Origin of the sequence: Occallatibacter sp., from assembly GCF_049802275.1 — a bacterium.
Lineage (GTDB): Bacteria > Acidobacteriota > Terriglobia > Terriglobales > Acidobacteriaceae > Telmatobacter.
The window spans coordinates 1-2754 of sequence record NZ_JBARMD010000112.1 but is presented as its reverse complement, the minus strand read 5'-3'; the positions used below and the strand labels follow the sequence as shown (position 1 = coordinate 2754).

The 2754-nt window shown below is 60.3% G+C and carries 2 protein-coding genes and 1 pseudogene; all 3 read left to right on the top strand.

Annotated elements, in window-relative coordinates; translation table 11 throughout:
* Positions 1–933, top strand: a 933-nt coding sequence (locus WA354_RS03790) for a DUF6599 family protein (RefSeq protein WP_472811678.1), incomplete at its 5' end; no start/stop codon positions are given.
* Positions 934–1007: 74 nt separating this feature from the next.
* On the top strand, positions 1008–2237 hold the full coding sequence (locus tag WA354_RS03785) for an MFS transporter (RefSeq protein ID WP_472811677.1): 1230 nt from the start codon (positions 1008–1010) through the stop codon (positions 2235–2237).
* 162 nt (positions 2238–2399) lie between these two features.
* Positions 2400–2754: pseudogene (locus WA354_RS03780) on the top strand (tRNA (N(6)-L-threonylcarbamoyladenosine(37)-C(2))-methylthiotransferase MtaB); the annotation flags it as partial.

Sequence of the window (2754 nt, the reverse complement as noted above, 5' to 3'; positions counted from 1 at the left end):
TCGAAGCCGGGTTTGTATCAGGGCATGACTTCAGTCATGCCGACGAGCCCAGCAAAACGAGCGGGGGCTTTAGCCCCTGAGGCACTGTCTTCTCTCCATTTTTTTCTTGTTCTGATCTTTGCGACGCTCGCCACCCCACCAGCCTCTGCGCAAGCCTACCTCGACTGCCACTTCGTTCCCGGATTCGAACAGTCCGGGCCGAAGCGCGATTACACACCCGACAATCTCTTCGAATATCGCGACGGCGCCGCTGAGGGCTATCTCATCTTCAGCTTCAGCCGTATGCAGGGCATCGACTGCAAATCCGGCTCGACCATCCTGTCCATCGATATCTCTGACATGACCGACGCTGACTCGGCCTACGGCATGTTCGCCGCGAACCGCGACCCGCAGAAGCCGATCCAAAGAATTGGAATGGGTGCGCAACTGCTTCCGCAGAGCCTCCTCTTTGCCAAAGGAAAATACTTCGTCGAGATCATCGAAACCGACGGCAGCACCGACTCGAATCAGACCGGCGCCCTGCAGACCTTCGCCGCCAAAATCGAACCCCTCCTCGAAGGCCGTACCACGCCCCCCGAAGAACTTGCCTGGTTTCCGCCTGAAAATCAAGAATCCGCGAAGCTCGTTCCTGAGAGCGTCCTCGGCCTCAAGATCCTGAAGCGCGGTTACGTAGCAAAATACAAAATCGGCCAGGCCTTCATCGTTGTAGAGCAATCCCCAGAATCCGCCTCCGAAGTCATGAAGAAGCTCCGCGATCATTTTGACGGCGCCGTCGCCGCAACCATTTCCGATGAAGCGTTCCAAACCAAGGCTCCATACCTCGATGGAGTCTGCGTATTCCGCAAGGGCCGCATCCTCGCCGGTTATGCCAACCTTCCCGACGCGCAAAGCGCAGCAAGCCAAGCCATCGTTCTCGCTGGACAAATTCCATAACCCAATAGGGCGGGCGCAAATCGGAAACCCGCTATAATGAGGGCTGGGAATCCACCCCCACTCCGCCCTAAACCATGCAAATTGAGACAGCTAACGACGCAACCGCCGCGCCCTCCGTGTCTTCCAACGGCAGCGCCTGGCAAATCATCAGCTTCACGTCTCTTTCGTTCGTCGTATATCTGGCCATCGGCCTCCCGCTCGCCATCCTGCCCGAATATGTCCACATGCGGATGGGTTATCACGCCTCGCTCGCCGGCCTGGTCATCAGCATTCAGTACATCGCAACATTTCTCAGCCGTCCCTGGGCTGGGCGCATCTCCGATCGCAAAGGCGCAAAGATTTCTGTCCTCTGGGGAATGGGCGCATGTACACTCAGCGGCCTGCTTCTGCTCGGGGCAGCAGCGCTCCATCGCAATCCAGCCTGGCTAAGCCTCACCAGCCTCATCGCCAGTCGTCTGGTCCTTGGAGTCGGCGAAAGCCTGGGTTCCACCGGCGCAACGCTCTGGGGAATCTCCAGCGCCGGTCCGGAACACACCGCCAAGGTCATTTCCTACAACGGAGTCAGCACCTACGGCGCGCTCGCTCTCGGTGCTCCCCTCGGCGTCGTGATGGAGACCCACTTGGGCCTCTCCTCTGTCGCGATCCTCACCATCATCATCTGCGCCCTTGCATGCGCCTGGGCAGCGATGAAGCCCCCGGTCCCTGTCACGCCCGGCGAACATCTTCCGTTCCGCAACGTGCTCTCGCGCGTTACACCCCATGGCATGGGCCTCGCGCTTGGCGGCGTCGGCTATAGCGCACTCGCCACCTTCGTCACGCTCTTCTACCTGAGCCGCCATTGGGACGGCGCTGCCCTCTGCCTCACCGCATTCGGAATAGCATTCATCGTCGCCAGGCTTCTCTTCATTCGCACCATCGGTACCTTCGGCGGATTCCCCGTCGCCAAGGTCTGCATCCTGGTCGAATCCGTCGGCGTGTTCCTGCTCTGGCGATCCGTCACTCCGTGGATGGCCCTCTTTGGAGCATCGCTCACCGGCTTCGGCTACTCGCTCGTTTTCCCGGCTCTCGGTGTAGAAGCTGTCGAACGCGTTCCGGTGGAGAATCGTGGAACCGCGCTCGGCGTCTACACTGTCTTCGCTGACGTCTCGTTCTTCATGGTTGGGCCCGTCGCCGGAGCCATCATCGGTGCCTTCGGCTACGCCAGCGTATTTCTCTTCGCGTTGATCTGCGTGTTGGCGGCTCTCAGCATCGTCCTAATTCTCGCAAGAAAAAAATCGCACCCCACGCTAGCTCCCGCCGACTAGCGCCACCGGTGAACAAGGCCGGTGACGAGCCGCGCAAGCGAGTCGTAATACTTGCTTTTGTTGCAAGGGTGGGAAAGCGCGAACTTCAACGCGCCTCAGTTCCGCCAACTTGCTAACTTGCTATCGGCGCGATGGCGCTGCTAACTCCGCTAAACTAGACCCGTGCCGCCTACTTTCCACATCGAAAACTTCGGCTGCCGCGCCGCCCGCGCCGACGGCGAAGCAATCGCCGCGCTTCTGCGTGCCGCAGACGCCACCGAGAGCCAGCCCATCGAAGCCGATGTGGTCATCGTCAACACCTGCAGTGTCACCGCCGAAGCTGACCGCGAAGCCCGCGCCTACATCCGCCGCACCCATCGCCTCAATCCGGAAGCGCGCATCATCGCCACCGGTTGCTACGCCCAGCGTGCCCCGGCGGAACTTGCTAGCCTCACCGGCGTCTCCGCCATTATCGGCAACAGCCACAAAGCCCTCGCCCCCGAAATTGCACTAAGGCTGATGAGCGGAGACGTCGTTT